Here is a 25,543-nt window from a genome sequence, read left to right as displayed (position 1 = left end):
GCTTCGGAAGCGGAGGGTGCGTTTCGAGGGGAAATTCGACTAGCATGGACGCGCTCGATCCGAGCGACGAATTTCAACCATTTGCATGACTTTATACTGCACGGGAGTATAGTATGAGGCCTGCACGTAACCCTTGAAGGTGTTCGATGCCCCACAACCCTCGTGAGAAAAAACAAGCGCTGACCCGCGTGCGCCGCATCAAAGGTCAGGTAGGTGCCCTTGAGCAAGCGCTGGATGACGGGGCCGAGTGCGCTGCGATTCTCCAGCAGCTTGCGGCGGTCCGCGGCGCCGTCAACGGCTTGATGGCATCGATCCTGGAAAGCTACCTGCGCGAAGAATTCCCGCAGACCGAGGACAGGAGCGATTCGCAGAAGCAGACGATCGACGACACGATCTCCATCGTGCGCTCCTACCTGCGCTAGCCATCGTCGTTTTCGGGGCCGTCGGGGGCGCTCACTTTCTGGCTTGCGCCGGTTATCCAGGGTCATGCCCAGGGTACCGGGCGTCAAGCGCGTTACCCTTCAATCAAAGAGACAAGAGGCCGTCATGAAACAGCCGCCCCTCTCCGATACGACCCCGCGACCCACTGCTTCCACCAGCGTGTATGGCATGCCAGCCCACGCCGGTCGTGCACTGGCCGTTGATGAAGTGCATGCACGTCCGCACCTGCTTATCCAGGCGCCCCGGGGCTTGCTGCAGTTGGCCTTCATGACCGAAGGCGACCCTGCCCGTGACCAGCAGGCAATGACCGAATTGTCCCAGCGCCTGGGCGTCGCGCAGCCCGACAGTGGCGCGGCGCTTCACGGCCTGACCTGGGACGAAGGTGACCTGCATTGCGAAAAGCACACGGAGTTCTCGACCTACCTGTGGAGCGCCGTGCTCGATCCCGATACCGCAACGCCCTGCGGAGAGAATCCGTTCAAGCACGGCTTCGTCGCGCCTGGCCCGGTGATTTCCGGTATTCGGCTGAATGTGCTGCCTTGGAGCGCAGCAGCTGAACAGGAGATCGACCGTTTCGACCCCGTCAGCCTGTGCTATTCGGTGGTGGAGAACGGTGCCGCCGCGATCGTCACCGACTTTCGCCAGGATGCCGATGGCCTGACCAATATCCTGGTGCTCGACCGAGGCCTGACCCAGGCGCGGGCGGGGGCGCTCGTTCAGCGCCTGCTGGAGATCGAGACCTACCGCACCCTGGCATTGCTGGCGCTGCCACTGACCCGCTCGATGACCGTGGACCTGCGGCGCATGGAGTCGCAACTTGCCGCCATCACTGACCAGATGCGCACCGACAAGGGCGCTCGCCGGGACCATGACGTGCTGCTGGCCGAACTGACCACCCTGGGCGCGGAGCTGGAGGCTGGCGTGGCGGCGAACCTGTATCGGTTCGGCGCCAGCCGGGCCTATCACGAAATCGTCGAAGAGCGGCTGGATGCGCTGGCGGAGACGTCGGTCGCCGGGTACTGCACCTGGCGCGACTTCCTGCACCGGCGCATTGCCCCGGCGATGCGCACCTGCCAATCGGTCAAGGAACGTCAGGCCAAGCTTTCCGACAAGCTGACACGTGCCATCGCGTTGCTGCGCTCGTGGATCGATGTCGAGCTCGAGCGTCAGAACCGAGACCTTCTGGCCTCGATGAACAACCGCGCCAAGTTGCAGTTGCGCCTTCAGCAAACCGTCGAAGGCTTGTCGGTCGCGGCCATCTCCTATTACGTCGTCAGCCTGCTGGCTTATCTGCTCAAGGGTATTCCAGGGGTTCACGACAAGGTGGCGCCTGAGTTGGTGATTGCCGGCCTGGTGCCCGTGGTCATCCTGGCGATCTGGTGGACGGTCCGGCGAATCAGGCATGCGCATGGGGACCCTGCAGGAGAAGAGCACTCTTGCTGACGCGGTCATCGCGGCCCGGCGACCATCATGTGCGAGGCCTCGGCCCGCGGCCACCCACCAACAGCAGGACACGAACCCATGTCGAACCCTTCATACGGTGAATCCTCGTGCAGCGCTGCGGCCAGTGGCCTGGTGCAAGTGCGCGGCGCGCGGGAAAACAACCTCAAGGATGTGGACGTCGCCATCCCGCGCAATGCGCTGGTAGTGTTTTCCGGTGTCTCCGGCTCCGGCAAGTCCTCGCTGGCGTTCGGCACGATCTATGCCGAGGCGCAGCGGCGCTACTTCGAATCGGTGGCCCCGTATGCGCGGCGGCTGATCGACCAGGCGGGCGTGCCCGACGTCGACGCCATCGACGGCCTGCCCCCCGCGGTCGCCTTGCAGCAGCAGCGGGGGGCGAGCAATGCGCGCTCGTCGGTGGGCAGCGTGACCACACTGTCCAGCCTGGTCCGCATGATGTACTCGCGGGCCGGCGCCTATCCGGCCGGTCAGCCGATGCTCTACGCCGAGGATTTTTCGCCAAACACCCCGCAAGGGGCCTGCCCGGCCTGCCATGGCTTGGGCCATGTGTACGAGGTGACGGAGGCGACCATGGTGCCCGACCCGTCGTTGAGCATCCGTGAGCGCGCCATCGCGGCCTGGCCGCCGGCCTGGCATGGGCAGAACCTGCGCGACATCCTGGTCACCCTGGGTTATGACGTCGACCGCCCCTGGCAGGATTTGTCCAAGCAGGACCGAGACTGGATTCTGTTCACCGAAGAAACCCCGACAGTGCCGGTCTACGCGGGCTTCACGCCCGCCGAGACCCGTGCGGCGCTCAAGCGCAAGCTCGAGCCCAGCTACATGGGGACTTTCACCGGTGCCCGCCGCTATGTGCTGCACACCTTTGCCAACACGCAGAGCGCGTTGATGCGAAAGCGCGTGTCGCGCTACATGGAGGGCCGGCTGTGTCCGACCTGCCAGGGCAAGCGCCTCAAGGCCGAGGCGCTCTCGGTGACGTTTGCCGGCGTGGATATCGGCGAGTTCACGCAAATGTCCCTGGACCGCCTGGCGGCATTGCTCGAACCCATTGCCCAAGGTGATTTTCATGGGCACACGGCCGGGGAGGGGACTGATCGGGAGGCGACACGCCGTGATCGGGCGGCGCGTGCCGAGAGTGGCCGCGCAGTCCATGCGGTATCGCCAGACGTGCGACGTACCTCGGCGCTTTCGGAGGAAAAACGTCTCGCCGCGCAGCGCCTGGCCGCTGGCGTGATGGCGCGCCTGCGCCAACTGCGTGGATTGGGCCTGGGTTACCTCACCCTCGACCGTGCCACGCCGACGCTGTCGGCGGGCGAGTTGCAGCGCTTGCGTCTGGCCACGCAATTGAGTTCCATGCTGTTTGGCGTCGTGTATGTGCTCGACGAGCCTTCGGCAGGCCTGCACCCCTCCGACAGTCAGGCGCTGTACGACTCGCTGGACACGCTGCGCGATGCCGGTAATTCGCTGTTCGTGGTCGAGCACGACCTGGACCTGATGCGCCGTGCGCAATGGCTGGTGGATGTCGGGCCGGATGCGGGGGAGCGCGGCGGCCGCGTGCTTTACAGCGGCCTGCCGGAGGGCCTGCGAGACGTTGCCGAGTCGCGCACCGCGCGTTATCTGTTCGATGAGACGTCCGCGCCGGGCAGCCGTGAACGCGAACCGGCCGGATGGCTGGAGCTATGCGGCATTCGGCGGCACAACCTGCAGGGGGTGGATGCACGCATCCCGCTGGGTGTGCTGACGGCGGTGACCGGTATTTCCGGCTCGGGCAAGTCCAGCCTGGTCGCCCAGGCCCTGCCGGAGTTGCTGCTGTTGCACCTAGGGCACGAGCCCGAGGACGATGCGGCTGAAAATACCGAGCACCAAGGCCCGACGGTGATCGAAGCCACGGGTGGTCATCTTGCCGGCGATGTCGAGGTGATCCAGCGCCTGGTCCAGGTTGACCAGAAGCCGATTGGCCGTACACCACGTTCCAACCTGGCCACCTACACCGGCCTGTTCGATCATGTGCGCAAGCTGTTCGCCGCCACGCCGGACGCCCGTCGTCATCGCTACGATGCCGGGCGGTTCTCCTTCAATGTGCCGAAGGGGCGTTGCGAGACGTGCGAGGGAGAGGGCTTCGTCAGTGTCGAGCTGCTGTTCATGCCCAGCGTCTACGCGCCATGCCCGACTTGCCATGGCGCACGCTACAACGAGGCTACGCTCGAAGTGCGCTGGAACGGGCGCAACATCGCCGAAGTGCTGCACATGACGGTCGAAGAGGCCCATGACTTTTTCGCGGGCGAAGCGGCCATCGCGCGGCCGCTGCAACTGCTGTGCGAGATCGGCCTGGGCTACCTGCGCCTGGGGCAGCCAGCCACCGAGCTGTCAGGGGGCGAGGCGCAGCGCATCAAGCTGGCCACGGAGCTGCAGCGAAGCCAGCGCGGCCGAAGCCTGTACGTGCTCGACGAGCCGACCACCGGGTTGCACGCATTGGATGCCGACCGTCTGCTGGTACAGTTGCAGCGCCTGGTCGAGGCGGGCAATACCGTGGTGATGATCGAGCACGAGATGCGCGCAGTGGCCCAGGCCGACTGGGTGATCGACGTGGGGCCGGGCGCGGGGGAGGCAGGTGGACGGATTGTCGCGACCGGGACGCCTCGACAGGTGGCTGAGGTGGCGGACAGCCGGACGGCGCCGTTTCTTGCGAAGGCGTTCAAGCGCACGGAGCGCCATGGCCCAGGATGGTAAAACGTGCGCCGTTCATCCGAACCGCCGACAGGTGTCGGCGGCTTAGAAGGCCTTTATCAATTTTGTACGGGAGCACGATGCTCCTTGCCCTCCAACCGGTTCACAGCTTGCAGGGTTCAATGGCCGCTGATCATTGGCCTCATATTGCCAGCCCTGATACGACATTCACCCCCTCCAGCGTCGCAAACGAAATGTCCTTGGCCGTCAGCAGAAAATCGCTGACGTAGGGCACTTGCAGCATGTCGCTGCGGATCGCCGCGTACAGTCGGGCCTGCAACCCATTCTCGCCCAGGCGCTTGGCGGTCACATAGCCACGCGAGCTGTACTCATGCAGCGCCCAGTTGGGCAGGCAGCACACGCCGCGGCCCGAGGCGACCAGCTGCATCATCATCACCGTCAGCTCCGAAGTCCGCACCTGGGCGGGCTCGATGTCCGCGGGTTCGAGAAAGCGGGTGAATATATCCAGGCGGTGGCGCTCGATGGGGTAGGTGATCAGCGTCTGGCTGGCCAGGTCGCCGGGCTCCAGGTAGGGCTTGCCGTGCAAGGGGTGATGATTGTCGACGGCCAGCACAGCTTCATAGCCGAACAGCGGCACGTAGCTGATGCCAGGGAGGGTGACCGGGTCGGAGGTCACTACCAGGTCGAGGTCGCCGCGCTCCAGCGCGGGCAGCGGGGCGAAGGCAAAGCCTGAGGCCAGGTCCAGTTCCACCTCCGGCCAGGCACCGCGGAACTCGTCCACCGAGGGCATCAGCCACTGGTAGCAGCTGTGGCACTCGATGGCGATATGCAGGCGCCCCGCAGTGCCGCTGGCGAGCTTGCCCAGGTCGCGCTCGGTGCCGCAGATCAGCGGCAGGACCTGGTCGGCCAGTTGCAGCAGCTTGAGGCCGGCACTGGTGAAGCGCACCGGCTTGGACTTGCGCACGAACAGCTGCATGCCAATCCGCTCTTCCAGTTCGCGGAACTGGTGCGACAGGGCGGACTGGGTGAGGTGCAGGCGTTCAGCGGCGTCGTGCAGGCTATCGGTGTCGCGCAGGGCGTGGATGGTGCGCAGGTGCCTTAGATCGATCATGAGCAAAATTACAGATCAGTGCAAAAAAAATGAGTTTGTCTCATGAAGGCCGTTTGCTGACAATCCCCCCATTGAATTTTTCCTTCGAAGCCAGGCCAGCAGGAAATTTTTTCAGGATCTACTTCGGGAATCAGGGTGTTGGATCACAATGAATGAAGATTTCACGTTCGCCATTAAAAGCATTCGCTTCGACGAGGACTATCTGCCCGCGGACAACACGCGCATCACCACCAACTTTGCCAACCTGGCCAGGGGCGAGAGCCGTCAGCAGAACCTGCGCAACACGCTGGCGATGATCGACAATCGCTTCAATACCCTGGCGCATTGGGACAACCCCAAGGGTGACCGTTATTCGGTAGAGCTCGATATCGTTTCCGTCGAGATGAAGATCGCGGATGAAAGGGCGGGCAATGCCCTGCCGTTGATTGAGATCCTGAAAACCAGCATTGTCGATCACAAGACCAACGAACGCATCGAAGGCATTGTCGGGAACAATTTTTCCTCTTACGTGCGGGACTATGACTTCAGCGTGCTGTTGCTGGACCACAACAAAGGGCAGTCGGGTTTCAGCACGCCGGAAGCGTTTGGCGAACTGCACGGGAAACTGTTCAAGTGCTTCGTGAACTCGAGCGCTTTCAAGGAGCACTTCAGCAAGCCGCCGGTCATCTGCCTGAGCGTTTCGAGCAGCAAGACCTATCATCGCACTGAAAACCAGCACCCGGTCCTGGGGTATGAATACCAGCAGGATGAATACTCGCTGACTGATGAGTACTTCGCCAAGATGGGCCTGAAGGTGCGCTATTTCATGCCGTCGAACAGTGTCGCGCCGTTGGCCTTCTACTTTGCCGGCGACTTGCTGGGCGATTACACCAACCTTGAGCTGATCAGCACCATCAGCACGATGGACACCTTCCAGAAGATCTACCGCCCCGAGATCTACAACGCGAACTCCGCAGCAGGCAAATCCTATCAGCCGAGCCTGAAGCACCAGGACTACTCGTTGACTCGAATTGTCTACGACCGCGAAGAGCGCAGCCGTCTGGCCATTGAGCAAGGCAAGTATGCAGAAGAACAATTCATCAAGCCGTACCACGCTGTGCTGCAGCAGTGGTCCGCTAATTACGCTGTTTGATTGATCGAATACACAAGGCCTTGCGTCATGAAAAAACTACTCCCCACTTCGACTGCCGGCAGCCTGCCCAAACCGTCCTGGCTGGCACAGCCGGAAACCCTCTGGTCGCCCTGGAAGCTGCAAGACGAGGCGCTGGTCGAGGGCAAGCAGGACGCGCTGCGTCTGTCGTTGCACGAGCAACAAGGCGCCGGTATCGACATCGTCAGCGACGGTGAGCAGACCCGTCAGCATTTCGTCACCACGTTCATCGAGCACCTCGACGGCGTCGACTTCGAGAAGCGTGAAACCGTCCGCATACGTGACCGCTACGACGCGAGCGTTCCGACGGTCGTGGGCGCCGTGGCTCGTCAGAAGCCGGTGTTCGTGGAGGACGCCAAGTTCCTGCGTCAGCAAACCTCGCAGCCGATCAAATGGGCGCTGCCAGGCCCCATGACGATGATCGATACGCTGTATGACGCGCACTATAAAAGCCGCGAAAAGCTGGCCTGGGAATTCGCCAAGATCCTCAACGAGGAAGCCCGCGAGCTTGAGGCTGCCGGCGTTGACATCATCCAATTCGACGAACCCGCCTTCAACGTCTTCTTCGATGAAGTGAATGATTGGGGCGTTGCCACCTTGGAGCGAGCAATCGAAGGCCTGAAATGCGAAACGGCTGTGCATATCTGCTACGGCTATGGCATCAAGGCCAACACCGACTGGAAGAAGACCCTGGGTTCGGAGTGGCGCCAGTATGAAGAGGCGTTCCCCAAGCTGCAGAAATCCAGGATCGACATCGTCTCGCTGGAGTGCCACAACTCCCACGTCCCGATGGAGCTTATCGAGCTGATCCGCGGCAAGAAGGTGATGGTCGGCGCTATCGACGTCGCCAACCACGCCATCGAAACCCCGGAGGAAGTGGCCAACACACTGCGTAAAGCCCTTCAATTCGTGGATGCCGACAAGCTCTACCCGTGCACCAACTGCGGCATGGCGCCGTTGCCGCGTGCCGTGGCACGCGGCAAGCTGAATGCGTTGAGCGCAGGTGCAGAGATCGTCCGCAGAGAACTCGCGAAGTAAGACCGAGTGCAGTGTGGGAGGGCGTCCGAGGCAGGGCGTGCACGCTACTCGTGGTGCGGCTCACCCAGGAATGTCAGTGAACTGAACAGGCTCTGTTGCGCCACCGGTTCGCCTTCGGGCATTGGCAAGGTGGCCTGAGCGGCGATGATGTTCAGCCCCTCGTTGCGTACGGTGATCCGTGCCCGGCCTTGCTGGTCGGTGGTGGCACTGATCTGGTGGGGCGCGCCGCGGTAGTCGCCTTGCAGCGGGATATCCGCAGCCGGTTTGCCATCGAGTAGCACCTGCACTTCCAGAGGCTTGCCTGGACCTGCCTTCAGCGGGTCGCTCAGGGGGATGATCGCCAGGCGCAGCATGTCCAGTTGCGGCAGGCGGGCACCGCTCTGATAAATGGCCAGGCTGTACTTCAGGCTGTGGGTGGAGGCGACCGCGTCCTTGACCTGGGTGCGGTCCTGGTTGACCCACTGCTTGTCCGGGCGTTGCGACCAAGGCCCGTTGTCCAGCAGCACGGCAAGCGTCGCAGGCGGGGTGAGCGGCTGCAGGACGGCATGATCCGCCAGGCGCTCGACCGTGACCGGGATCATCTTGCCGGCGGCGTCGAAGGCCCAGGCACGCTTGATCTTTTCAGGCTTGTAGGCGCTATCCTCGGCGCCGTGGCCGTACACCGCCTCGATGTTGCCACGTCGCTCCTCGGTCCACAGGCCGTGGGCATTGGCGTTGACGCTGATCATCATGGTGAGCAGGGTGGCGGCTTTCAATGATGGATGCATGATGTTTCCTTGGTTCAAAGATTCAGGGTCAGTCCCGGCGCTGGTTGGCTGCCTGTGGGAGTCTTCATTACGACAATATTTGACATGTTATAATGTAGCTTTTTATGGAAGGCCAGCGATATTCTCTGGGTCTTCGCTGGCCCGTTGGAGTTCGTATGGATCGACGCCGTGTCCTGAAATTGTTGCTGGCATGCCTGGCATTGCCGCTGCCCCTTGCGGCGCAGGCGGCCCAGGCCGTCAGAAACGTTCGCGTGAGTCGGGTGGGCAATGTCACCAAGGTGATGCTGGACCTGACCGGGCCAGTGGCGGCCAGGCATTTCAGCCTTGCCGCGCCACCGCGGCTGGTGCTCGATTTTCCCCAGACCACCCTTCGCGCGTCGCTGGCCGACCTCGCCCTGCAAGGCAGCGCGGTCACGGCGATTCGCAGCGGGATCACCGCGACCGGGGATCTGCGTATCGTCGTGGACCTGGCCGACGCGGCCTTGCGTAGTGAGGTTCGCACGGTCCAGGCCGGGGGGCACGGGCTCGAGCTGTCGCTCACCGGACCTGCGCTGGTTGCCGCGGGGGGAGCGGCACAGCCATCCGCGCGCTTGCGTGACCTGCTGATCGTGGTGGATGCCGGGCATGGCGGCAAGGACCCTGGCGCAGTGGGGGCCAAGGGCGAGCAGGAAAAGCGCGTCGCCTTGCAGATTGCCAAGTTGCTGGCCAGGCGTATCGACGCGCAGAAGGGCTACAAGGCACGCTTGGTGCGCAGTGATGATGTGTTCATCCCGCTGCGCAAGCGCGCCGAACTCGCCCAGCGTCTGAATGCCGACCTGTTCGTCTCGGTGCACGCGGACGCAGCGCCTCGGCTTACCGCCTCGGGCGCTTCAGTTTTTGCCTTGTCCCAGGGAGGCGCGACATCATCGATGGCGCGCTGGATGGCGCAGCGGGAAAACGCGGCGGACAACGTCGGTGGCGGTCTGCCGGTGAAACTGCGCCAGCCCGACCCCATGGTGGCGGGCGTGCTGCTGGACATGTCCGTGAGCTCGACGATTGCCGCCAGCCTGGACCTGGGGCATCAGGTGCTCGGCCAGTTGGGCCAGGTGTCGGGCCTGCACCAGACGCGGGTGGAGCAGGCCGGGTTCGCGGTGCTCAAGTCGGCGGCGGTGCCTTCGATCCTTGTCGAAACGGGGTTCATTTCCAATGCCGGCGATTGCAAGCGTCTGCATGATGTTCGGCATCAGCGCAAGGTGGCCGCAGCGATCTTTGCCGGGCTGGACGGTTATTTCCGCCAGCAGCCGCCTGCTGGCAGCCTGATCGCGGCGAAGGGGCAAGCCTAGGGAACAAGTGTGGCCTGTGCCCCAGGCCAGAAGAGCTTCAAGCACGCGAAGTCGGCAGGTTGATTCATTTTATATTCCATAAGGTGATTATTTAGTAATTTATTATTCCTTCCAAGCTTGAAACGCTGTCAGGCAAAGTCCGTTGCTCTCCTTCCAATGGATGGTTGCTGTTCAGCTTGGAGCTCGCCATGACGTCCTCTTCCGCTTCTTCGCTCACCCTGGTCGGGCAAATGTTCCAACGTGAATACGGGTGGCTGTGCGGCCGTATCGGTCGCGCACTGGGCTGCCCGCATGGCGCCCAGGACATCGCCTCGGAGACCTTCCTGCGGGTGCTGGCCATGCCCGACCCCGCAGCGATCCGCGAACCCCGCGCGTTGCTGACCACCATTGCCCGGCGCCTGGTCTATGAGGGCTGGCGCCGCCAGGACCTGGAACGTGCCTACTTCGACAGCCTGGCCCTGGCACCGGCAGCTGTGCACCCATCGCCGGAGGAGCGCCTGCTGGTGATCGAGACCCTGCTCACCCTCGACCGGCTGCTCGATGGCCTGTCGCCGCGGGCCAAGGCCGCGTTCCTGTATCACCAGCTCGATGCCCTGACCTATGTCCAGATCGCCGAGCGCCTGGAGGTGTCGATCAGCCGCGTGCAGCAGTACATGGCCGAGGCCTTCAAGCGATGCTACCTGGCGCTGGAGGCGGCATGAGCCCTGGGTTCCCGGACGAGGCCATGATCGGCGAGGCCGCGCAGTGGCTGGCCCTGCTGCAGTCGGGCCAGGCCAGCGCCGAGGAGTTGCGGGCGTTCGAGCAATGGCAGGCAGGTGATCCGCTTCGGGCGCAGGTGGTGCGGCAGATGAGCCTGGGCCTGGGCGGGCGTGTGCAGGGCTTGTCCAGCGAGCGCCTGCTGCAGGCGCTGAACACACCGCGCAGCAGCCGTCGCCAGTTCGTCCATGGCAGCCTGGCGGTGGCGGGCGTGGCGTTGGCCGGGTTGTGGGCCAGCCGCTGGCAGGGGGAGGGGGGCGATATCCTGCAGACCGGCACGGGCGAGCGGCGCGACCTGCTGTTGCCCGATGGCAGCCGCCTGGTGCTGGATGCCCGCAGCCAGGTCGCGGTGCGTTTCGATACGTGGCAACGCCTTTTACAACTGAACCGTGGCCAGCTGCTGGTGGATGTCCGGCACGACCCGACGCGGCCTTTGCTGGTGGCCACGGCCGAGGGGCGGATCCGTGCGCTGGGCACGCGCTTCCAGGTCGAGCAGCAGGCCAAGGGTACACAGTTGACGATGCTGCATTCCCGGGTCGAGGTCACCACCCTGGGCGGGCAGCGCGCCGAGGTCGGCGAAGGCCAGCAGATACGTTTCGAGGCGCAGCGGCTGTTCGCCCTGGAGTCGGTGCGGGGCGATGCGACGGCCTGGATCGAGGGGCGCCTGGAGGTCCGTGACCGTTCGCTGGGCGAGGTGATCGAGCAGTTGCGCCGTTACCGGCCGGGGATCATCCGGGTCAGCTCCGCAGCGGCGCGCCTGCGCCTGAGCGGCATCTATCCGCTGGATGACAGCGAGCGCAGCCTGCAACTGCTGGCCAAGTCGCTGCCCATTCGCATCAGTCGACACAGCGACTACTGGGTCAGCATCGACGTGCCCTGAGCCGGTTATATCCTCAGTACCATACAGCCTAAGCCCGCCCTATAAATCCGCCGCGCCAGTTGCTCACCCCTGAAAAGCCAATCGATGGGGGAGCACCGCAATGCAATCAAGGAACCACCGACGCCGTCCGGCGACACTGGCGCTGGCCACCGGCCTGGCCACGCTGCTTGGCAATGGGCCGGCGCAGGCTACTGGCGACACGGCACTGGAACGGGTCACGGTAACTGGCTCGCGCATCGCCCGCGCGCAGCAGGAGGGACCGTCGCCGGTGACGGTGATCAGTGCCGAGGAGATCCGGGCGCGCGGCTATCGCAACGTCTACGACGCCATCGCCAGCCAGACGCAGAATACCGGCATGACCCAGGGCGAAGACTACGGCAACACCTTCCAGCCCGCCGCCAGCGCCCTCAACCTGCGTGGCCTGGGGCCCAATCACACGTTGGTGCTGATCAATGGTCGCCGCGTGGCCGACTACCCCACCGCCTATGGCGGCAACGTCAACTTCACCAACCTGGCGAACATCCCGTCGGTGATGATCGACCGCATCGAGCTGCTGAGCAGCGGCGCGTCGGCGGTGTACGGTTCGGACGCGATCGCCGGGGTGGTGAACATCATCCTCAAGGACAAGGCCAGCGGTGTCGACGTCAATGTGCGCGGCGGCTATGCCGAGCGCGGCGGTGGCGACAACCAGCGCCTGCAGATCAGCGGCGGCGACAGCTGGGGCGACTTCGACGGCGTGTTCGGCCTCGAGCTGACCAATCGCGAGCCGATCTGGGCCGACCAGCGCGGCTTCATGGACAGCGGCCCGGCCCTGGACGTGGGCTACCGGCGCAACCTGCAGAGCGGCCAGTACCTGGGGCCTGGTTGCGGCGCCTATGCGGGGATTTTCAAGGGTTCGCTGAGCGGCAATGGCCGACGCTGCACCACCGACCAGGTCTACAACGACTACTGGACCCTGCAGACGGCCAAGGAGAACTACGATGGCTACACCCGCGGCACCTGGCACTTCAGCGACAGCGGCCAGGTGTTCGCCGACCTGATGTTCGGCTTCGACCATATCCAGAACAACACCCGTGGCCCGAGCTTCACCTCGCCGGATTTCATCAACCAGGGCAGCGGCCAGCTGGAGCGCTGGTACCGGCGTTTTTCCAGCGAGGAGATCGGTGGCAAGACCAGCAACAACAGCAAATGGCGCGAAGTGTCGTGGACCGGCACCCTGGGCCTGGAGGACCGTATCGGCGACACCAGCTGGCACTACCAGGTCGCCGCCAACCGCTCCGAATACCGCAGCACGCGCAGTACCCGCTACACCCCGCTGGCCGGAATCCGCGACTTCTACCTGGGCCCGCAACTGGGCACCCGGGACGGCTATCCGGTGTTCGACCCGGACCCGTCGCGCCTCGACCGGCCGCTCACCGAGGACGAGTGGCGGCAGTTTCGCGGCAGCCTGGTGCAGGAGAGCAAGTCCACCTCGCAGACCCTCAGCCTGAGCGGCAACGGCGACCTGTTCGAGCTGCCGGCCGGCCCCGTGGCCTTTGCCGGCGTGCTGGAAGCCGGGCGTCAGGAGTACCACATCGACACCGACGACGCGCTCGCTGACGGCAGTTTCTACAACACCAGCCCGGCCGCAAACGCCGGCGGTGGGCGCGACCGCTATGCCGCCGGGGGCGAGTTCAGCATTCCCCTGGCCGACAGCCTGCTGGCGTCGGTGGCCGGGCGCTGGGACCAGTACAAGTTCAGCGGCCGCAGCGAGCAGCAGAAGACCTACAACCTGGGCCTGGAGTGGCGCCCGCTGAACAGCCTGTTGCTGCGCGGCAGCTACGGCACGAGCTTCCGCGCGCCCGACCTCAACTACCTGTTCCAGGCCGACAGCAATGGCTACACCCCCGACCAGATCGACTACTACGGTTGCAGCCAAGGCGTGGCGGGGGCCTGTAATCGGGGAAGGGTCGACTATGTGCAGAGCGGTACCGCGGACCTGGCCTCCGAGCGCGGCAAGTCCTGGACCTATGGTTTCGTCTGGTCACCGACGCCGAACTTCGATTTCTCCACCGACTTCTGGCGCGTGCAGATCGACGACCTGCTGACCAGCCTGGACATCAACCGCCTGCTGCAGCAGGAGAACGATTGCCGCGCCAGTGGCAGCGACTCGGCCAGTTGCCAGGCGGTGCTGGCGCGCATCGACCGCAATGCCGGCAATGCGGCGGTCGACCCCAACCAGTTGCAGCGCGTGCGCATCAACGCGATCAACGCCGCCAGCGAACGGGTCAGCGGCCTGGACCTGAAGACCAACCTGCGCTGGGGGGCGGGGGAGTATGGTGCGTTCAGTTCGACCCTGGGCTACAGCGTGGTGCTGTCGCATAACTACAAGGAGGCCGATGACGCGCCCAGCGAAGACCTGCGCACCAGCCGCAACAACACCGACTGGCGCAGCAAGGTCAACGCCAGCCTGACCTGGAACTACGGGGCGTTCACCACCACCGTGCTGGCGATCCGCTATGGCAGCGTCACCAATGCGGCGGCCGATGGACGCCTGTCACCCTGGACCAACGTCAACGCCAGCGCCCGTTACCGGCTGAACGAACGGGCCAGCGTGGGGCTGACGGTCAACAACCTGCTGAACAAGATCAAGCGTGACGATTCGGCGGGGTGGCCTTATTACCCGACCGGCAACTACGACCCCTACGGCCGTCAGGTGTGGCTGGATCTGAGTTATCACTTCGGTAGTTAGAGTCGGCCCTTTCAGAGTGTTCGCCGTCACCCTTGCAGCGCCTGTGAGACCGAGCGCCGCCCGCGCGGCGCATCGCGGATGAATCCGCTCCTACATTTGTTGCAACGTACCGAACCTGTCAGGCCATGGTTGCCAGCCTTGGCGCCTGTCTTGAGCCAGGTGGGGCGGCGGCAATGCCCACCGACAAATCGCGTCGAGCAAACAAGGCTTACAACCATGGCCTATCAGGCATGGCCACGTTGCAACAAATGTAGGAGCGGATTCATCCGCGATGCGCCGCGCGGGCGGCGCTCGGTCTGATAGGCGCTGCAACGGTAACGGCGAACGCTTGGTGCCCCTCACTCGGTCAATAGCCTCGCGCTCAAAGACCTTGATAAGGCCGGTATCCCAGGCTCCTGAACGCGCATAAGCTCATCACGCAACGATCTAACCCCGCCCTATAAAAATCCGGGCGCCATTGCACAACCGATCATGTTCCCCACAACCTGATGCGGAGTGTTGCCTTGACGCCCTTTTCCCTCGCGCCGCTGTCGCGCACGCTGCTGGTCCTGAGCCTGGCTCCCGGGCTGGCTTGCGCCGTCCAGTTCGACATCCCCGCCGGTCCCCTGGACCAGACCCTGCTGAGCATCTCGCGGCAAGGGGCGCTGCCCATCTCGTTCGAGCAGTCGCTGGTCGAATCGCGCCAGGCGCCTGCCATCCGCGGCGACCTGGCGCCGACCGATGCCCTGCAACGCGCCCTGCAAGGCAGTGGCCTGCAACAGCACAAGGATGCCGACGGCATCGTCGTCACCGCCGTCGTGCCGGACCAGGCCCGGGCTGACCAACAGGCGGTACCGGTGAGCCCGCCTCAGCTGCAGCGCATCGAAGTCACCGGCAGCGCGATCCGCCGGGTCGACGCCGAAACCGCGGTGCCGGTGACCATCCTGCGCACCGAGGAACTCAAGCGCCAGGGCGTCACCAGCACCGAAGAGCTGGTCAAGCGCATCGCCGCCAACCAGTCGTCGGTCAGCGCCGGGCGTTCGGTCGGCTCCAACAGTGGTGGCGCCTCGTATGCCGACCTGCGCGGCATCGGCCCGAACAAGACCCTGGTGCTGCTCAACGGCCGTCGCCTGAGCAACAACGCCACCAACGCCATCAACGGGTCCGGCGTCGACCTCAACACCATCCCGTTCGCCGCCATCGACCGGGTCGAGGTGCTGCGCGACGGCGCCTCGGCGTTGTACGGCACCGACGCCATCGGCGGGGTGATCAACTTCATCACCCGCAAGAGCGTCACCGAGGGCGAGTTGAGCGCCGGCTACAGCAGCCCGACCCGTGGCGGCGGCGGGGACGGCAACAACTTCAGCGGCAGCTGGGGTTTCGGCGACCTGGAGCAGGACCGCTTCAACGTGTTCGGCGTGGTCAGCCACGAAGAGCAGAAGCAATTGAAGGCCAAGGACCGCGACTTCACCTACAACTACCAGCCGGGCCGGGGCCTGGACTACACCTCCGGCACCGCTTCGCCGGCCAACTGGAGCCAGGGCGCCAACGCCACCAACCCGCTGGCCGCATCGGGTTGCAACGGCCCGGGGCTGATCCCGCGCAGCGGCATCTGCCGCGAGTCGCTGTGGCGCTACCTGGACCTGGCCCCGGAAACCGACAAGACCTCGTTCTTCGGCAAGGCCACCGGGCAGCTGGCCGACGATCACCGGGTCAGCCTCGAGTACTTCTGGGCGCAGAACAAGAACCGTACCGAGGTCGGCCCGGGCACCCTCACCGGGGCGCAGGTCGACCCAGGCACGACGTTCTATCCTGGCAACGGCATCACCCCCGGGCCCGACGGTTTCACCCTCGACCCGACCCGGCCGGTCAACGTCAACTGGCGCGAGAGCGCGGTGGGGCCGCGCCGCCAGGAGGACGACAACGTCAGCCAGCGCGCCCTGCTCACGTTCGAAGGCTTCGCGGCGGGCTGGGACTACAACGTCGGCGCCGCCTACAACCAGAACAAGGTCAGCAACAGCATCCGCTCTGGCTACGTCGACGACCAGACGATCAAGGCCGGTATCGCCAATGGCACGATCAACCCGTTCGGCCCGCAGGGCGAAGCGGGGCGGGCGCTGCTGGAACAGGCCGCGCTCAGTGGCGAGTACGGCAGCGCCGTGGGGCGGGTGAAAAGCCTGGATGGGCGTCTTAGCCGCGAGATCGGCGACTGGTTCGGTGCGGGCAGCTCCGCCCTGGCGTTGGGCGGTGAGTACCGCAAGGAGGACTTCCACCAGACGTTCGACGCATTCGCCGGCAACATCCAGAGCCTGGGCGTCGACCCTGATGGGGGCGTGGCTGGCGAGCGCTCGGTACGCGCCGAGTACGCCGAGCTGAGCGTGCCCGTGCTGGAAAGCCTGGAGCTGTCGGCAGCGCTGCGCCACGACAAGTACAGCGACTTCGGCAGCACCACCAACCCCAAGTACTCGTTCCGTTTCCAGCCCCTGCGCGAGCTGGTGGTGCGCGGCGCCTACAGCGAAGGCTTCCGCGCCCCGTCGCTGTACGAGCTGTACAACCCGACCTTCACCAGCTTCACCAATGCCAACTACAACGACCCGCGCCTGTGCCCGGGCGGCACCCCGGGCAATGGCGGCATCGCCAACCGCGACTGCGCCCAGCAGTTCCTCAGCCGCAATGGCGGCAACCCCGACCTCAAGCCCGAGACCGCGCGCAACGTCACCCTCGGCTTCGTCTACCAGCCGATCAGCGCGCTGTCCGCCGGGCTGGATTTCTGGTGGATCAAGATCACCAACCAGATCGCCGATTTCCCCGAGTCGGCCGTGTTCGAGAACCCCGACCTGTACCCCGAGCGCCTGGTGCGCAAGACCGATGGTTCGATCGACCATATCGTCACGGGCCTGGCCAACCTGGGCAAGGTCAAGACCAGTGGTGTCGACGTCAGCCTCGACTACCGCTTCCCCGAGTCGTCCCTGGGCAATTTCGGCCTGACGCTGCAAGGCACCTACGTCACCCGCTACGACTACCAGCAGCAACGCGATGGCGCGTACATCGACAAGGTCGGTGACTTCCGCGGTGGCGACTTCGCCTCGGCCGGTGCCGTGGCGCGCTGGCGCCACAGCCTGACCGGCAGCTGGAGCCGGGGGCCGCTCAGCGCCAGCCTGACCAATCGCTTCACCAGCGGCTACAACGACGACAAGCGCGACAGCCATGGCCAGGTGGGCTCGTGGAACGTCTGGGACCTGGCCGCCACCTACGACTGGCGCGGCACCCTGACCCTCACCGGCGGCGTGCAGAACCTGTTCGACCGTGAGCCGCCGTTCAGCAACCAGACCTACACCTTCCAGAGCGGCTACGACCCGCGCTACTCCGACCCGTTCGGACGCGTGCTGTTCACCCGCGTGGCCTATCACTTCTGAGGGCCGGGCGATGAACTCGCAAGCAGCGCGCCTGGCGCGCGTGGTGTGCCTGGGCCTGTGCCTGGGCGGCGCGGGCCTGGCCCAGGCGGCGCCCAGCCATGCCCTGACGGTGTATGGCGAGGCGCCCAGGTATGGCGCCGACTTCCGGCATTTCGACTACGTCGAGCCGAACGCGCCCAAGGGCGGGCGCTTCAGCCGCGCGTCCATGGAGAATGGCCAGTTCGACCATCTGATCCCCTATATCGACAAAGGTACCGGCGTGAGCCAGATCCAGGGCTGGTTGTACAGCCCGCTGGCCTACCGCTCCCTGGACGAGCCCTACACGGTCTACGGGCTGGTGGCGCAGCGCATGGAGCTGGCCCCGGACCGGCGCTGGCTGCGCTTCTACCTCGACCCCAGGGCACGCTTCGCCGATGGCCGGCCGATCAGCGCCGAGGATGTGCGCTTCACTTTCGAGCTGCTGATGCGCGAGGGCAGCCTCGGCTACCGGCTGCAGTTCGCCGATGTCGAGCAGGTGATCGTCGAGTCGCCACGTCAGGTGCGCTTCACCTTCAAGAGCGTCGACAACCGCAGCCTGCCGCTGGACATCGCCAGCTTACCGGTGCTTCCCGAGCACTGGTGGCGCGGCCGCGACTTCGCCAACGGGGGTGGCTTCGAGGCGCCGCTGGGCAGCGGCCCGTACCGCATCAGCGCGGTGGACCCCGGGCGCAGCGTGACCTTCAGCCGCCAGGCCGACTGGTGGGCCAAGGACTTGCCGGTGACCCGCGGGCAGTTCAATTTCGACACCCTCAAGCTCGAGTTCTTCGCCGACACCGATGTGGCCCGGCAGATCCTGCGTGCCGGCGGCTTCGACTTCAATCGCGAGTTCTCGGCCACCCAGTACAACGTCGGCTACCAGGGGCCGGCGCTGCAGGACGGCCGCCTGCAGCGCGAACAGCTGGCGCCGCAGGCGGTGCAGTCCAGCCAGGGCTTCGTGTTCAACCTGCAGCGACCGTTGTTCGCCGACCGCCGGGTGCGCCAGGCGATCAGCCTGCTGTGGGACTTCGAGTGGAGCAACCGGCAGATGATGCACGGCATGTACCTGCGTCAGCGCAGCTTCTTCTCGCGCAGCGAACTGGCCGCCAGCGGCCTGCCGGACGCCCGTCAGCGGGCCTTGCTCGAACCGTTCCGCCAGCAATTGCCCGAGGAGGTCTTCACCCAGGCCTTCGAGGCGCCGACAACCGACGGCAGCGGCAATGTCCGGCCACAGCAGTTGCAGGCCCTGGCGCTGCTGGAGGCGGCCGGTTGGCACCCTCAGGGGGATCGGCTGGTGAATGCCGCCGGCGAGCCGCTGAGCTTCACCTTCCTCAATGGCCAGAAGGGCTTCGAGCGCCTGCTGCTGCCTTTCAAGCGCAACCTGGCGCAGATCGGCATCGGCTTCGAGATCCGCCAGGTCGACACCGCCCAGTACGCCAACCGCGTGCGCGAGCGCGACTACGACATGATCGTCACCGGCTTCGCTGTCTCGCCCGCGCCGGGCGCCGAACTCTACAACCAGTACGGCTCGGCCAGCGCCAGCGACCCGGGCTCGAACAACTTCATGGCCCTGCGCAACCCGGTGGTCGACGCGCTGATCGACGGCCTGGTGCGCGCCGACAACCGCGCCGACATGCTCAGCCATGCCCGTGCCCTGGACCGGGTGCTGCAGTGGGGCTACTACTGGATCCCCAACTACTACCCGCCGGGTTCCTCTAGCGTGTGGTGGAACCGCTTTGGCCGCCCGGCGATCGCCCCGCGCAACGATCCCGGCATCGACACCTGGTGGGAAACCAGCCCCACCGCCCAGGCTCGTCCCGCCGCGCAACCCATCGCCGAGGTGCATTGATATGCTTGCCTACACCCTGCGGCGCCTGTTGCTGATCGTGCCGACCCTGTTGTGCATCCTGCTGGTCAACTTCGCCATCGTCCAGGCCGCGCCCGGTGGCCCGGTGGAGCAGGCCGTGGCCCGCCTGCAGGGCATCGGTGCCACGGCTGGCGCCGGTGCCGCGCGGGTCGAACATGTGGGCGGCGAGTCCCGTACCAGCCGTGGCCTGGACCCCAAGCTGCTGGCCGACATCGAGCGCCAGTACGGCTTCGACAAACCGCCGCTGGAGCGTCTTGGGCTGATGCTTGCCAGCTACGCCCGGCTGGATTTCGGCAGCAGCTTCTTCCGCGGCGCCAAGGTCACCGAGCTGATCCTCGACAAGCTGCCTGTGACCCTGTCGCTGGGCCTGTGGGCGATGCTCGTCACCTACCTGGTGTCGATCCCGCTGGGCATCCGCAAGGCGGTGACCCATGGCAGCCGCTTCGATGTCTGGAGCAGCACGGCGATCATCCTCGGCCACGCCATGCCGGCCTTCCTGTTCGCCCTGCTGCTGATCGTGGTGTTCGGCGGCGGCAGCCTGCTGGCCTGGTTTCCGGTGCGCGGGCTGGTGTCGGACGACTTCGCCGAGCTGTCCGTGCCCGGCAAGCTGCTGGACTACCTCTGGCACCTGGTGATGCCGGTCAGCGCCCTGGTGGTCGGCGGTTTCGCCACCCTGACGCTGCTGACCAAGAACAGCGTGCTCAACGAGATCAGCCGCCAGTACGTGGTCACCGCCCGGGCCAAGGGTTTGAGCGAAGGCCAGGTGCTCTACGGCCATGTGCTGCGCAACGCGTTGCTGGTGATCGTCGCCGGCCTGCCCCAGGCGCTGGTCGGGGTGCTGTTCGGCGGCTCGTTGCTGATCGAGGTGATCTTCTCCCTCGACGGCCTGGGGCGGCTCAGCTACGAGGCGGCGGTATCGCGGGACTACCCGGTGGTGTTCGGCACGCTGTTCATCTTCACCCTGGGCGGGTTGCTGATAAAGCTGCTGGGCGACCTGTGCTACCAATGGCTCGACCCGCGTATCGACTTTGCCGCGAGGAGCGTGTGATGCAGGTGTTCACCCCGATTGCCCAGCGTCGCTGGCAACGCTTCAAGGGCCACCGGCGCGGCTGGTGGTCGCTGTGGGCGTTCGTGCTGCTGTTCGGACTGAGCCTGGGCGGCGAACTGATCGCCAACGACAAGCCGCTGCTGGTCTCGCACCAGGGTCACTGGTACTTCCCGGCCTTCGAGCGTTACACCGAGCAGGACTTCGGCGGCCCGCTGCCGTTCCAGCCGGACTACCGCAGCGCCTTCGTGCGCACCCTGATCGAGGGGCAGGGCGGCTGGATGCTGTTCGCACCGATCCCGTTTGGCTTCGACACCCTCAACTACGACCTCACGGTGCCAGCGCCAAGCCCGCCCTCGGCGCAGAACTGGCTGGGCACCGACGACCAGGCGCGCGACGTGCTGGCGCGGGTGATCTACGGCACCCGGGTATCGCTGCTGTTCGCCCTGGCCCTGACGGCGGCGAGCGCGCTGCTCGGCATCGCCGCCGGCGCCCTGCAGGGCTACCACGGCGGCTGGGTCGACCTGCTCGGCCAGCGTCTGCAGGAGGTCTGGTCGGGCCTGCCGGTGCTGTACCTGCTGATCATCCTGTCCGGCTTCGTCGAGCCGGGCTTCTGGTGGTTGCTGGGGATCATGGCGCTGTTCTCCTGGCTGACCCTGGTCGATGTGGTGCGCGCCGAGTTTCTCCGCGGGCGCAGCCTGGAATACGTGAAGGCGGCGCGGGCACTGGGGGTGGGCGATCGCCAGGTGATGCTGCGGCATATCCTGCCCAATGCCCTCAACGCCACCCTGAGCTACCTGCCGTTCATGCTCACCGGCGCCATCTCGACCCTGACCACCCTGGATTTCCTCGGCTTCGGCATGCCCGCCGGCAGCGCGTCGCTGGGCGAGCTGATCGGCCAGGGCAAGAACAACCTGCAGGCGCCGTGGCTGGGGCTGACCGCCTTCTGCGTGCTGGCGCTGATCCTTTCCCTGCTGGTGTTCGTCGGCGAAGCCTGCCGCGACGCCTTCGACCCGAGGGCCTGACATGGCTGACAACCTTATCGAGATCCGTGATCTGCGCGTGGCCTTCGCCGGGCAGCCGGTGGTGCGTGGCATCGACCTGGACATCCGCGCCGGCGAGTGCCTGGCGCTGGTCGGCGAATCGGGCTCGGGCAAGTCGGTGACGGCCCATTCGATCCTGCAGCTGCTGCCCCAAAGCGCCGTCAGCACCGAGGGCAGCATCCGCTACCAGGGCGAGGAATTGCTCGGGGCCACGCCCGCGCGCCTGCGCCAGTTGCGTGGCGAGCGCATCGCGATGATCTTCCAGGAGCCGATGACCTCGCTCAACCCGCTGCACAGCGTCGAGCGCCAGCTGGGCGAGACGCTGTTGCTGCACAAGGGGCTCAAGGGCCGCGCCGCGCGTGCGCGGATCGTCGAGCTGCTCGAGCTCGTGGGGATCAGCCACCCCGCGGAGCGCTTGAGTGCCTATCCCCATGAACTGTCCGGCGGCCAGCGCCAGCGGGTGATGATCGCCATGGCCCTGGCCTGCGAGCCGCAGCTGCTGATCGCCGACGAACCGACCACGGCGCTGGACGTCACCGTGCAGCGGCGCATCCTGCAACTGCTGCGGCGCCTGCAGCGGCAGCTGGGCATGGCCCTGCTGCTGATCAGCCATGACCTCAACGTGGTGCGCAGCATCGCCCAGCGGGTGGCCGTGATGCGGGCGGGAGAGATCGTCGAGCAGGCCGATTGCGTGAGCCTGTTCAGCGCACCGTGCCATCCCTACAGTCGCCAGCTGCTCGATGCCGAACCCGAAGGGCATGCGCCGGTGGTGGTGGCGGGGGAGCCGCTGCTGGAGGTTGACGACCTGCGCGTGCATTTCATGCGTGGCGGCTGGCTGCGCGGCCCGCGTCAGGTGACCAGGGCGGTGGACGGCATCGACCTGCGGGTACGGCGTGGGCAGACCCTGGGCATCGTCGGAGAGTCCGGTTCGGGCAAGTCGACCCTTGGCCAGGCGATCCTGCGCCTGATCGACTCGGAAGGTGGCATCCGTTTCCAGGGCGCGTCCCTGGACCGCCTGAAGGGCCATCAGTTGCGGCCCTGGCGCAAGGCGATGCAGGTGGTGTTCCAGGACCCGTTCGGCAGCCTGAGCCCGCGGATGAGCGTGGCGCAGATCATCGCCGAGGGGTTGCAGGTGCACACGGGGCTGAACGCGGCGCAGCGCGAGGCGCAGGTGATCCGGGCGCTGGAGCAGGTGGGGCTGGACCCGGCCACGCGCCACCGCTACCCGCACGAGTTCTCCGGTGGGCAGCGCCAGCGCATCGCCATTGCCAGGGCACTGGTGCTCGAGCCCGAGCTGATCCTGTTCGACGAGCCGACCTCGGCACTGGACCGCACCGTGCAGAAGCAGGTGGTGGAGTTGCTGCGGCGGCTGCAGGTCGAGCAGGGCTATACATACCTGTTCATCAGCCATGACCTGGCGGTGGTGCGGGCGCTGGCCCACGAACTGATCGTGGTCAAGGAGGGCGTGGTGGTCGAGCGCGGGGAGAGCGCACGGTTGTTTGCCAGTGCGCAGCATGCCTATACCCGGGAGTTGCTGGAGGCGTCAATTGGTAGAGGTGATTCGGCAGGCAGCAGCCTGGCTGCCAATTGCGCAAGCTTGCCTTGTCCAGAGGTCGACGAGATCAGTTGACGACGCAGGAACCGGTCTGCCTGAGTGCGTGTGGGCAGGGTGATCGGCACAGTGGTTGATTCGTGCAAAAGCCTTCATCATTGCCCGGAGCATGACGGCAGTGCTGATGGAGAAACGCATGTCCCGCCTAGAGCCCCCTGTCGAGTCAGGCCTGCCAGGTCTGAGCGCCTTGATCGCCCGACACGTCCCCAGCGCAGGGGACCTGATCACCCGGCTACCGGCCCTGAGCCTGCACCGCCGCGCCTCGCCCACCGAGCCGATGCCCTGCATCTACGGCCTGGGGCTGGGCGTGGTGGCGCAGGGCAGCAAGCAGGTCATGCAACAGGACGCCGTGCTGTATTACCAGGCGGGGCAGGGCATGTTGACCAGCATCGACCAACCCGTGGTGTCCCATGTCGCGCTGGCCTCACCCGCCAGGCCCTTCCTGGGGTTGATGCTGACCCTCGACCCCGGCCAGGTCATGCGCACGGTCGAAGACCTGCAATTGCCACCGCCGCCGAAGGCCGGCACCCACCAGGCCATCGTCATCGCCGAACTGGACAGCGGCGTGGTGCGTGCGCTGGAGCGCCTGCTCGGGCTACTGGAGGAGCCGGCGTTGTTCGATCATCTCGCCCCGCTGGTACAACAGGAGATCATCGTCAGGCTGCTGGTCGGCCAGCACGGTGTCGCCCTGCGTCACCTGGTCGCCGCCGGCTCGCCGATGCAGCAGATCGCCAAGGTGGTCGCCTGGCTGAAACAGCACCTGGCCGAGCCGATGCGCATCGACGACCTGGCCGAGCGGGTGCATATGAGCCCCTCGACCTTCCGCCAGCATTTCCGCGAGCTGACCGGCGTCAGCCCGTTGCAGTTTCACAAGCAACTGCGCTTGCAGGAGGCCCGGCAATTGATGCTCAACCAGCACATGGACGCGGGCCAGGCCGCCGGACGGGTGGGCTACGAAAGCGCCTCGCAGTTCAGCCGCGAGTACAGCCGGGCCTTTGGCGCACCGCCGCAGCGGGATGTGCGGCGCATGCGCCAGCAAGGCTGAGCGCTATGTAATAGGCAATCCGACCATGGTGAATCTTGCGGCTCCATGGTGGCCTTCCTGCGCTTAAGCGCCAGATATTGCCGAGGTCCGGTCTGGCTCTGGCAATGCTCGATGACTGCGCACTTTCCTTGAAACGTGCAAGCAAGGCGTCGAATCAGGCAAAAACGCAGTGCCCCTGCTTCCTATACTTGTCTCCAACGAAGGGTGGTTGCATCAGCCACCCCGCGCAAGCACCTCGCGCTGCCCAACCGGAGGCAACACCATGCAAGACGTCCAGTTCAACAACCGCAACATCGTGATGGCCGGTAACCTTTACCTGCCTGCTGCATTCGATGACAGCCAGCAGTACCCTGCGATCGTTACCGTCCACCCAGGCGGCGGCGTCAAGGAGCAGACCGCCGGCACCTACGCCCGGCTGCTGGCCGAGCAGGGCTTTGTCACCCTGGCCTTCGATGCCTCCTACCAGGGCGCCAGCGGCGGCGAACCGCACTTTCTCGATGAGCCGATGAACCGCGTGGCCGATGTGTACAGCGCCGTCGACTACCTGACCACCCTTGGTTTCGTCGACGCCCAGCGCATCGGCGTGCTGGGGATCTGCGCCGGCGGCGGCTTCGCGGCCAAGGCAGCTTCGGTGGACCGCCGCATCAAGGCAATGGCCACTGCCAGCGCGGTCAACGTCGGCACCGCCACCCGCAAAGGTTGGGAGGGCAAGGGCTCGATCAACGACCTGCTGCCGGTGCTCGACGCGTTGGCCGGCCAGCGCACGGCCGAAGCGGCCGGTGCCGAGCCGGTCTACGCGCCTTATGTGCCGCAACTGGGCGATACCAGCGCGCCGCGTGACCTGCAGGAAGCCGCCGACTACTACCTGACACCCCGCGCCCAGCATCCCAACGCGCAGAACAAGATGCTGATGAACGGCCTGGGCGCCTGGGTCGCCTTCGATGCCTTCGACCTGGTCGAGCAGTTGCTGACCCAGCCCACGCTGGTCATCGCCGGCAGCGAGGCCGGTTCGCTGTGGCACAGCCAGGAGCTGCATGCCAAGGCGCTGGGCAAGAAAGAGCTGGTGGTGCTCGACGGCCTGGCGCACATGGACCTGTACGACGGTCCTGGGGTCACTACGGCCATGGAACACCTTACCCCGTTCTTCCAGGCCAACCTCTGATCACTCGCTACTCC

Annotated in this window: 18 protein-coding genes; 16 read left to right on the top strand and 2 right to left on the bottom strand. The window is 65.6% G+C overall.

The annotated features are described in order from the left end of the window. Window positions 1–146 precede the first annotated feature (146 nt). The 3 genes from frmR to HU751_RS20540 all read left to right on the top strand — a co-directional run bounded on the left by frmR (window position 147) and on the right by HU751_RS20540 (window position 4,632). The gene (gene frmR / locus HU751_RS20550; RefSeq protein ID WP_186732360.1) at window positions 147–422 is read left to right on the top strand and encodes a formaldehyde-responsive transcriptional repressor FrmR; all 276 of its coding nucleotides are present in this window, start codon (window positions 147–149) and stop codon (window positions 420–422) included. A gap of 124 nt (window positions 423–546) precedes the next feature. Further along, window positions 547–1,884 carry a DUF3422 family protein gene (locus HU751_RS20545; RefSeq protein ID WP_186732361.1) on the top strand — a complete coding sequence of 446 codons (1,338 nt, stop codon included), beginning with the start codon at window positions 547–549 and terminating at the stop codon, window positions 1,882–1,884. A gap of 78 nt (window positions 1,885–1,962) precedes the next feature. Beyond that, window positions 1,963–4,632: an excinuclease ABC subunit UvrA gene (locus HU751_RS20540; RefSeq protein ID WP_186732362.1), complete on the top strand. Its 2,670-nt coding sequence runs from the start codon at window positions 1,963–1,965 to the stop codon at window positions 4,630–4,632. Window positions 4,633–4,771: 139 nt separating this feature from the next. Here HU751_RS20540 and HU751_RS20535 read toward each other — a convergent pair whose 3' ends face one another. Continuing rightward, entirely contained in the window at window positions 4,772–5,701 is a 930-nt protein-coding gene (locus tag HU751_RS20535; RefSeq protein WP_186732363.1) for a LysR family transcriptional regulator, read from the bottom strand. A gap of 148 nt (window positions 5,702–5,849) precedes the next feature. Here HU751_RS20535 and HU751_RS20530 point away from each other — a divergent pair, with 148 nt between their 5' ends. Together HU751_RS20530 and HU751_RS20525 are read left to right on the top strand one after the other, a co-directional pair. After that, window positions 5,850–6,833 carry a DUF1852 domain-containing protein gene (locus HU751_RS20530; RefSeq protein WP_186732364.1) on the top strand — a complete coding sequence of 328 codons (984 nt, stop codon included), beginning with the start codon at window positions 5,850–5,852 and terminating at the stop codon, window positions 6,831–6,833. 27 nt (window positions 6,834–6,860) lie between these two features. Continuing rightward, window positions 6,861–7,889, top strand: coding sequence for a methionine synthase (locus HU751_RS20525; protein WP_186732365.1), 1,029 nt, complete (start codon window positions 6,861–6,863; stop codon window positions 7,887–7,889). 44 nt (window positions 7,890–7,933) lie between these two features. On the opposite strand, the gene HU751_RS20520 is transcribed toward HU751_RS20525, so the two are convergent. After that, window positions 7,934–8,656 carry a DUF4198 domain-containing protein gene (locus tag HU751_RS20520; RefSeq protein WP_186732366.1) on the bottom strand — a complete coding sequence of 241 codons (723 nt, stop codon included), beginning with the start codon at window positions 8,654–8,656 and terminating at the stop codon, window positions 7,934–7,936. Between the two features lie 155 nt (window positions 8,657–8,811). On the opposite strand from HU751_RS20520, the gene HU751_RS20515 reads away from it, so the two are divergent. The 11 genes from HU751_RS20515 to HU751_RS20465 all read left to right on the top strand — a co-directional run bounded on the left by HU751_RS20515 (window position 8,812) and on the right by HU751_RS20465 (window position 25,529). Next, window positions 8,812–9,978 carry an N-acetylmuramoyl-L-alanine amidase gene (locus HU751_RS20515; protein ID WP_186732367.1) on the top strand — a complete coding sequence of 389 codons (1,167 nt, stop codon included), beginning with the start codon at window positions 8,812–8,814 and terminating at the stop codon, window positions 9,976–9,978. Window positions 9,979–10,166: 188 nt separating this feature from the next. Next, the gene (locus HU751_RS20510; RefSeq protein ID WP_186732368.1) at window positions 10,167–10,679 is read left to right on the top strand and encodes a sigma-70 family RNA polymerase sigma factor; all 513 of its coding nucleotides are present in this window, start codon (window positions 10,167–10,169) and stop codon (window positions 10,677–10,679) included. Then, window positions 10,676–11,614 (top strand): FecR family protein, encoded by a 939-nt coding sequence (locus tag HU751_RS20505; protein ID WP_186732369.1) that lies wholly within the window; start codon window positions 10,676–10,678, stop codon window positions 11,612–11,614. The genes HU751_RS20510 and HU751_RS20505 overlap by 4 nt, the downstream gene beginning before the upstream one ends. Before the next feature lie 100 nt (window positions 11,615–11,714). Further along, window positions 11,715–14,345 (top strand): TonB-dependent receptor plug domain-containing protein, encoded by a 2,631-nt coding sequence (locus HU751_RS20500; RefSeq protein ID WP_186732370.1) that lies wholly within the window; start codon window positions 11,715–11,717, stop codon window positions 14,343–14,345. Between the two features lie 797 nt (window positions 14,346–15,142). Continuing rightward, window positions 15,143–17,740: a TonB-dependent receptor gene (locus HU751_RS20495; RefSeq protein WP_367616990.1), complete on the top strand. Its 2,598-nt coding sequence runs from the start codon at window positions 15,143–15,145 to the stop codon at window positions 17,738–17,740. Window positions 17,741–17,750: 10 nt separating this feature from the next. Then, complete coding sequence (locus tag HU751_RS20490) at window positions 17,751–19,604, top strand: extracellular solute-binding protein (protein WP_186735743.1); 1,854 nt, start codon at window positions 17,751–17,753, stop codon at window positions 19,602–19,604. Window position 19,605: 1 nt separating this feature from the next. Further along, complete coding sequence (locus HU751_RS20485) at window positions 19,606–20,670, top strand: microcin C ABC transporter permease YejB (RefSeq protein WP_186735745.1); 1,065 nt, start codon at window positions 19,606–19,608, stop codon at window positions 20,668–20,670. Next, a complete protein-coding gene (locus HU751_RS20480; RefSeq protein WP_186735747.1) occupies window positions 20,670–21,692 on the top strand; it encodes an ABC transporter permease in 1,023 nt (340 codons plus the stop codon). Before HU751_RS20485 ends, HU751_RS20480 begins: the two co-directional genes overlap by 1 nt. 1 nt (window position 21,693) lies before the next feature. Beyond that, window positions 21,694–23,340, top strand: a complete 1,647-nt coding sequence (locus tag HU751_RS20475; protein ID WP_186735748.1) for an ABC transporter ATP-binding protein — start codon at window positions 21,694–21,696, stop codon at window positions 23,338–23,340. A gap of 118 nt (window positions 23,341–23,458) precedes the next feature. Then, on the top strand, window positions 23,459–24,367 hold the full coding sequence (locus tag HU751_RS20470) for an AraC family transcriptional regulator (RefSeq protein ID WP_186735750.1): 909 nt from the start codon (window positions 23,459–23,461) through the stop codon (window positions 24,365–24,367). A 169-nt stretch (window positions 24,368–24,536) separates the two neighbouring features. After that, window positions 24,537–25,529 (top strand): alpha/beta hydrolase, encoded by a 993-nt coding sequence (locus HU751_RS20465; protein WP_496197679.1) that lies wholly within the window; start codon window positions 24,537–24,539, stop codon window positions 25,527–25,529. Window positions 25,530–25,543 lie beyond the last annotated feature (14 nt).

Source organism: Pseudomonas peradeniyensis (genome assembly GCF_014268935.2).
In the GTDB taxonomy this organism is placed as follows: Bacteria; Pseudomonadota; Gammaproteobacteria; order Pseudomonadales; family Pseudomonadaceae; genus Aquipseudomonas; species Aquipseudomonas peradeniyensis.
Note: the sequence above shows the minus strand (reverse complement) of the source record. Positions and strands in the feature narration are given on the sequence as shown.

Coding starts and splice junctions, on each gene's coding strand:
- frmR (WP_186732360.1), top strand. CDS start 147: ATGCCCCACAACCCTCGTGAGAAAAAACAAGCGCTGACCCGCGTGCGC.
- HU751_RS20545 (WP_186732361.1), top strand. CDS start 547: ATGAAACAGCCGCCCCTCTCCGATACGACCCCGCGACCCACTGCTTCC.
- HU751_RS20540 (WP_186732362.1), top strand. CDS start 1,963: ATGTCGAACCCTTCATACGGTGAATCCTCGTGCAGCGCTGCGGCCAGT.
- HU751_RS20535 (WP_186732363.1), bottom strand. CDS start 5,701: ATGATCGATCTAAGGCACCTGCGCACCATCCACGCCCTGCGCGACACC.
- HU751_RS20530 (WP_186732364.1), top strand. CDS start 5,850: ATGAATGAAGATTTCACGTTCGCCATTAAAAGCATTCGCTTCGACGAG.
- HU751_RS20525 (WP_186732365.1), top strand. CDS start 6,861: ATGAAAAAACTACTCCCCACTTCGACTGCCGGCAGCCTGCCCAAACCG.
- HU751_RS20520 (WP_186732366.1), bottom strand. CDS start 8,656: ATGCATCCATCATTGAAAGCCGCCACCCTGCTCACCATGATGATCAGC.
- HU751_RS20515 (WP_186732367.1), top strand. CDS start 8,812: ATGGATCGACGCCGTGTCCTGAAATTGTTGCTGGCATGCCTGGCATTG.
- HU751_RS20510 (WP_186732368.1), top strand. CDS start 10,167: ATGACGTCCTCTTCCGCTTCTTCGCTCACCCTGGTCGGGCAAATGTTC.
- HU751_RS20505 (WP_186732369.1), top strand. CDS start 10,676: ATGAGCCCTGGGTTCCCGGACGAGGCCATGATCGGCGAGGCCGCGCAG.
- HU751_RS20500 (WP_186732370.1), top strand. CDS start 11,715: ATGCAATCAAGGAACCACCGACGCCGTCCGGCGACACTGGCGCTGGCC.
- HU751_RS20490 (WP_186735743.1), top strand. CDS start 17,751: ATGAACTCGCAAGCAGCGCGCCTGGCGCGCGTGGTGTGCCTGGGCCTG.
- HU751_RS20485 (WP_186735745.1), top strand. CDS start 19,606: ATGCTTGCCTACACCCTGCGGCGCCTGTTGCTGATCGTGCCGACCCTG.
- HU751_RS20480 (WP_186735747.1), top strand. CDS start 20,670: ATGCAGGTGTTCACCCCGATTGCCCAGCGTCGCTGGCAACGCTTCAAG.
- HU751_RS20475 (WP_186735748.1), top strand. CDS start 21,694: ATGGCTGACAACCTTATCGAGATCCGTGATCTGCGCGTGGCCTTCGCC.
- HU751_RS20470 (WP_186735750.1), top strand. CDS start 23,459: ATGTCCCGCCTAGAGCCCCCTGTCGAGTCAGGCCTGCCAGGTCTGAGC.